At 40.7% G+C, this 6615-nt stretch carries 6 protein-coding genes; 5 read left to right on the forward strand and 1 reads right to left on the reverse strand.

Annotated features, from left to right (window positions below; all coding sequences use genetic code 11):
• The 5 genes from HYU69_12380 to pnp form a co-directional block, all read left to right on the forward strand.
• On the forward strand, positions 1-832 hold an 832-nt coding region (locus tag HYU69_12380; GenBank protein MBI2271134.1), incomplete at its 5' end, for a BamA/TamA family outer membrane protein.
• Between the two features lie 377 nt (positions 833-1209).
• Positions 1210-2283 (forward strand): class I fructose-bisphosphate aldolase, encoded by a 1074-nt coding sequence (locus HYU69_12385; protein ID MBI2271135.1) that lies wholly within the window; start codon positions 1210-1212, stop codon positions 2281-2283.
• 91 nt (positions 2284-2374) lie between these two features.
• On the forward strand, positions 2375-3220 hold the full coding sequence (locus HYU69_12390; protein ID MBI2271136.1) for an acetyl-CoA carboxylase carboxyltransferase subunit beta: 846 nt from the start codon (positions 2375-2377) through the stop codon (positions 3218-3220).
• Between the two features lie 127 nt (positions 3221-3347).
• Entirely contained in the window at positions 3348-3617 is a 270-nt protein-coding gene (rpsO, locus tag HYU69_12395) for a 30S ribosomal protein S15 (GenBank protein ID MBI2271137.1), read from the forward strand.
• A gap of 166 nt (positions 3618-3783) precedes the next feature.
• A complete protein-coding gene (pnp, locus tag HYU69_12400; GenBank protein MBI2271138.1) occupies positions 3784-5919 on the forward strand; it encodes a polyribonucleotide nucleotidyltransferase in 2136 nt (711 codons plus the stop codon).
• A 296-nt stretch (positions 5920-6215) separates the two neighbouring features.
• Here the strand turns inward: pnp and HYU69_12405 are convergent, their stop codons facing one another.
• On the reverse strand, positions 6216-6413 hold the full coding sequence (locus HYU69_12405) for a hypothetical protein (protein MBI2271139.1): 198 nt from the start codon (positions 6411-6413) through the stop codon (positions 6216-6218).
• Positions 6414-6615 lie beyond the last annotated feature (202 nt).

A 6615-nucleotide genomic window follows, 5' to 3' on the forward strand; every position in this document is an offset into this window, starting at 1 on the left:
AATTGACAACAGTAAAAATATTCTTATCAAGAACAGCTATCAACCCCACCTTGTTACAGATACACGGTATAGTTTTATATTTAATGACCAGGTGATCCAAAAAAACAGGAACCACCGTTACCTACGTTTTAACTTTGAGACTTCAGGGAACCTCCTGCGTGCTTTTGATAATCTTGCGGGTGTACGCAAAGATGTAAATGGCAGTTATCAGGTACTGAATGTTCCTTATTCGCAATATCTGCGTGTGGATATTGATCTGAGGTATTATAAAAAAATGGCCGAGTACCATCAATTGGTATTCAGGGCAACCGGAGGAATAGGTAAAACCTTAGCCAATCTTCAATCCCTTCCTTTTGAAAAGAGTTTTTACGGGGGCGGCGCAAATGGTATTCGGGCCTGGCAAATACGCTCCCTGGGACCGGGCTCATATCCTGCCAGTTTCAATTTTGACCAGATCGGTGAAATGCAAATGGAAGGAAATGTTGAATACCGTTTTAAGATGTTACGACAACTTAACGGGGCATTTTTTGTAGATGCCGGAAATATCTGGCTGCTGAAACAAAGTGCAGGTTCTATAGGTGGGAACTTTCAGCCCGATCGCTTTTATAAAGAGATCGCTATCGGCTCAGGTATCGGCGCACGACTTGATTTCAGCTTTTTTATAATCCGCTTCGACCTGGGAATAAAAGTATGCGACCCACAGTTTGCTGAAGGCGACCGTTGGGTTATAAAGCACTTATTTGACAATGAATGGAAAATAGATTTTCAAAAAAACCATACCAGTGGCTACTCTTTCACAAACTTCAACCTGGGTATTGGTTATCCGTTTTAAAAAGCAGTTATAAAAGCCTGTTGACTCATTTTATGTTCTGAATATCAACCACTTGCAAATATAGCGGCATAAACTATTTTTTATTAGCTTTCACTTGAACATATTTTATAATATGCTGAAGGTCAAGTGGAACTCGTATTTTTATATTCACAACTCTTTGTGTAAATTATACATGCTCGTTTCTTCTGTAAAAATTTGAAGTTATTAAGGTCAGAAGGAACCGTACATGATTTTTTTCATTAAAGTTTATGTGTGTTTTGAAAAAAAATCATGTAGGTTTGCGTTCCGTTTCCCGCTTTCAGGAAGCTTAGAAAGGCCATACACAGTAAAATTAATACCGGCTTGTAACTAGTTTTTTAACAATAAATTTTAAACAAATGTCTACCGCAAAAGTCGCTGATTCAAAAATTGCCGAACTATTAGGTGCAAGTGCAGATAAATTATTGAACCATAAGTGTACAACAATAACAAAGGAGCAGCTGCATTTACCGGGTGCCGATTTTGTTGACCGCATTTTCGGAATAAGTAACCGTAACGAAAAAGTATTGAATAATCTGAAAAGAATATATAACCACGGACGTTTGGCAAAAACAGGATATGTTTCCATACTCCCCGTTGATCAGGGGATAGAACATTCTGCCGGCGCTTCATTTGCGCCAAATCCAATGTACTTTGACCCCGAAAATATTGTGAAGCTTGCTGTTGAAGGTGGCTGTAACGCTGTTGCATCAACTTATGGTGTGCTTGGCGCGGTATCAAAAAAATACGCGGATAAGATCCCATTCATCGTTAAAGTAAATCACAACGAATTTTTGTCGTATCCCAATAAATTCGACCAGATCCTTTTCGGAACCGTGAAAGGAGCTCACGATATGGGCGCAGCAGCTATAGGTGCAACAATCTATTTCGGATCCAATGAATCATCCCGTCAGATCACAGAGATCGCCAATGCGTTTCAGCAGGCACACGAATTAGGCATGGCCACAATATTGTGGTGCTACCTGCGCAACAATGGTTTCAAAAAAGATGGCATTGATTATCATACTGCCTCTGACCTGACATCACAAGCCAATCACCTCGGTGTTACCATCCAGGCAGATATTATCAAACAAAAACTTCCGACCAATAACGGCGGGTATACCGCAATTAATTTCGGCAAAACAAGCAGTAAAGTATACTCTGACCTTACAACAGATAACCCGATCGACCTGTGCCGGTACCAGGTTGTAAACTGTTATATGGGCCGTATTGGACTCATCAATTCAGGCGGTGAATCAAAAGGTGCCTCCGACCTGGCAGAAGCTGTAACTACAGCAGTTATTAACAAACGTGCAGGCGGACAAGGCCTGATAGCCGGCCGCAAAGCATTTCAAAAACCGGTGCAAGAGGGAGTAGCCCTGCTTAATGCGATACAGGATGTGTATTTGAATAAGGACATAACAATTGCCTGAAGCAATTAATTAAGAATTAAAAATTGAGAATTAAGATTCTGTTGATTGATTTTCATTTTTAATTTTTAATTCATAATTTTTAATTTCCACAATGAGTTGGTATAAAAGGATAACAAAAGGAATTAAAACCAGTACAAAGGAGAAAAAAGGTACTCCTGAAGGACTATGGTATAAATGTCCTTCCTGCAAAAAAATAACTCCGTCAAACGAACATGCGGATGGAATGTATGTTTGTCCGCATTGCGATTACCATGAACGTATAGGATCAGCGGAATACTTTAAGATAATTTTTGACAATAACGAATATGCCGAGCTGAACCCAAATCTATCAGCCGGCGACCCATTGAATTTTGAAGACACAAAAAAATATACCGACCGTCTTGCTGATTCACAGAAGAAAACTGAATTAAAAGATGCTATCCGTACGGTGGCCGGTAAGGTAGACGGAAATGACCTGGTAGTTGCCTGCATGGATTTCAATTTTATCGGCGGTTCTATGGGATCTGTTGTCGGTGAAAAAATTTCCAGAGCCATTGACTTTTGTTTGAAATATAATATCCCCTTAATGATTATCTCCAAATCAGGTGGAGCCCGTATGATGGAAGCTGCGTACTCATTGATGCAAATGGCCAAGACATCCGCAAAGCTTACATTGTTAGCCGATGCACGCATTCCTTACATTTCATTATTAACCGATCCTACTACAGGAGGAGTTACTGCATCATTCGCCATGCTTGGCGACCTTAACATAGGCGAACCCGAATCACTTATAGCCTTTGCCGGCCCGCGTGTTGTAAAGGAAACAATAGGTAAAGACCTTCCCAAAGGCTTCCAGAGAGCCGAATTTGTATTGGAACACGGGTTTTTGGACAAAATAATAAATCGCAAAGAACTGAAAATCAAGCTTTCACAATTTTTGGTCATGTTCAAAAACTAGTAACCCTGACCCATATTTCCTATTCAATTTTGCCCAATTTTCAATGAATATTGACCAAATTTAAGCTTGTCCATTTAAAAGAATCGCTTATCTTTGCAATCCTTTATAAATTTTAAAATCAAAGACGATGTATTTAACTGCTGAAATAAAAAAATCAATCTTCAAAAAGCACGGCAAATCTGAAAAAAACACAGGTTCTGCAGAAGGCCAGGTTGCGTTGTTCACTCACCGCATCAATCATCTTTCCGAGCACCTGAAAAAATCACCAAAGGATGTGAGCACTCAACGTTCACTTCTTAACCTTGTTGGTAAAAGAAGAAGTCATTTGGATCACTTGAAAAAAACAGAAATAGCCCGCTACCGTGCAATCATTAAAGAACTCGACATCAGAAAGTAATTCCATTTACTGATATATATACATTAAAAGCATCTGCCTAATTGCGGATGCTTTTGTGCTTAAAAAGGAAGATGTGTGAAGTTTTCGCAAGCATACTAAAACCAGAAATAATAAACGAAAAATAAATATAAACCACCGCATCCGGCGGGATTAAAAACAAAAAAAGATGTCACAAACTGCAATTACACAATCGTTCGATCTTGGAGATGGGCGTATTGTTACAATCGAAACCGGCAAATTAGCCAAACAGGCCAATGGCTCCGTTGTTGTACGCCAGGGCAATACCATGTTACTCGCAACTGTTGTTTCAAATAAAGACGCGAAAGAGAATGTCGATTTTATGCCGCTTACTGTTGACTACCAGGAAAAATACGCCTCTGTTGGCCGTTTCCCCGGAGGCTTCTTTAAACGTGAAGCACGTTTATCCGATTATGAAATTCTCATCAGCCGACTGGTTGACCGCGCACTTCGTCCTTTATTTCCTGAAGATTATCACGCAGACACGCAGGTGTTAATTAACCTGATCTCTTCCGATAAAGAAATTATGCCTGATTCCCTTGCAGGCTTAGCTGCTTCCGCAGCTATTGCTGTATCTGATATTCCTTTCAACGGGCCTATCTCTGAAGTACGCGTAGCGCGTATCAACGGAAAATTTGTTATCAACCCAACCCGTACTGAACTTGAAAGCTCCGATATGGAAATTCTGGTTGCCGCATCTGAACATGATGTAAACATGGTTGAAGGCGAAATGAAAGAATGCTCTGAAGCGGATATGCTTGCCGCAATAAAAGTTGCACATGAAGCGATCAAGATACAAGTGAAAGCACAATTGGAACTGGCTAAAAAAGTCGGTAAAACAACCAAGCGCACTTATGTTCACGAAACAAGCGACCTTGAATTAAGAGAAACGATCAACAAAGCCTGTTTCGATAAAATGTATGCTGTTGCCAAAGCCGGCCATGCCAACAAAAGCAAACGCAAAGAACTATTCGAAGCTATCCGTGCGGAATTCAGTGCAACACTTTCCGATGAGCAGAAAAAAGAAAAAGCTTTCTTGCTGAATAAATATTTCCACGACATTGAAAAAGAAGCCGTGCGTCAATCTGTATTGAACGAGCGTACACGTTTGGATAGCCGCAAGCTGGAACAGATACGTCCTATATGGTGCGAAGTGGATTACCTGCCAAGCGCGCACGGATCAGCGGTGTTTACCCGTGGTGAAACTCAATCGTTAACTACAGTTACACTGGGAACAAAACTTGACGAACAGATTATTGACGGCGCATTTATAAACGGAAAAAACAGGTTCCTGCTTCATTACAACTTCCCTCCTTTCTCAACAGGTGAAGTAAAAATGATGCGCGGAACAGGCCGCAGGGAAGTGGGACATGGTAACCTGGCTATGCGTGGTTTAAAGCAAATGCTGCCGAAAGATATCCCTTACTCCGTTCGTGTTGTATCGGATATTCTTGAGTCAAACGGATCGTCATCCATGGCAACCGTATGTGCAGGAACACTTGCACTGATGGATGCCGGTGTTAAAATGGCTAAACCTGTTGCAGGTATCGCTATGGGATTGATCAGCGACAGTAAAACAAAAAAATACGCGGTTTTGTCGGATATACTTGGTGATGAAGATCACCTGGGTGATATGGACTTTAAAGTAGTGGGTACCAAAGATGGTATCACTGCCTGCCAGATGGATATTAAAGTGGATGGTTTATCATACAAAGTGCTGGAAGAAGCTTTAGCGCAAGCCAAAGCCGGCCGCCTTCACATTTTAGGTGAAATGACCAAAGTGATAAGCGCACCTCGTGAAGACTACAAACCACATGCTCCACGCATTGTAAAAATGGTTATTCCGAAAGAATTTATCGGAGCAATCATCGGCCCTGGTGGAAAAGTTATCCAGGAAATGCAGCGTGAAACGGGTTGCACTATTATGATCGAAGAAGTTGGAGAGACTGGTGTTATTGACATAGCAGCAACTGATAAAGAATCGATAGACAAAGCTATCGCGAAGATCAAAGGCATTACCACCACCCCTGAAGTAGGCGAAGTATACGAAGGAAAAGTGAAAACAATTGTTGCCTTCGGCGCATTTGTTGAATTCCTGCCGGGCAAAGACGGTCTTTTACATATCTCTGAAGTTGATCATCGCAGATTAGAAAACCTGGATGGTATATTGAAACAAGGTGATGTTGTAAAAGTAAAACTCATTGGTACTGATCCGAAGACAGGTAAATTCAAATTATCGAGAAAGGTGCTTATGCCGAAACCTGAGGCGCAAGCGCAGAATTGAGTTGAGTCCTTATTTCTCCCATGTTTCTTATAAGAAACATGGGAGAAATTAAAAAGGATCCGGGGGTCGAGTCCAGGGCCACCACCAAGGTAATCAATGTCCCATGCGGCATTTAGCCTTTTTCTATGAAGACTTCTTTTGCCATCTTTTTTCTTGCGAATAATATTGAGCGCCATTTTACGAATGAAGTTAAAGTTTTCAGCTGCACTCTCTTGTACCAACCCGCAACCCAGCCTTTGCAGTTGAGCAACCAATTGTTCTTCTAATATTTGTTCAGGTTGTTTGGCCATCTGTTTTTAAAAAGTCTTTAGAAATTCTTTCTTATAGAATGATGCCTTCTTTTCATCACCCGAAAGCATATCAAAAATAATTTGATTCCAAATTTGTGATGATGTCATTATTTCATCTTCCTTTATTTCCGGGGATGAATCAAAATCGGGATTGGTTGGAATGTCAATATTTAATATCCACCATTTTTCAATCTTAACTCTCAACAGAATGAGTTGACTAAATTTCTCAGGGAATTTCTCAGGAAGCCCTTCAAAAAGTAAATCCTGTCTTAGCCCCCTAATAACTGGACACTTTTTTCAAAATGGTTTACTACTAAATCCCCTTTTTCTTGCTCGTCCGTTAGGCGAAGATAGCTTAGCGCTTCGGGATTGTCAAGGTTAGTACTAAGCGGCTGATTTTCTATAA

The sequence above is a fragment of the Bacteroidota bacterium genome (genome assembly GCA_016183775.1).
Lineage (GTDB): Bacteria > Bacteroidota > Bacteroidia > JABDFU01 > JABDFU01 > JABDFU01.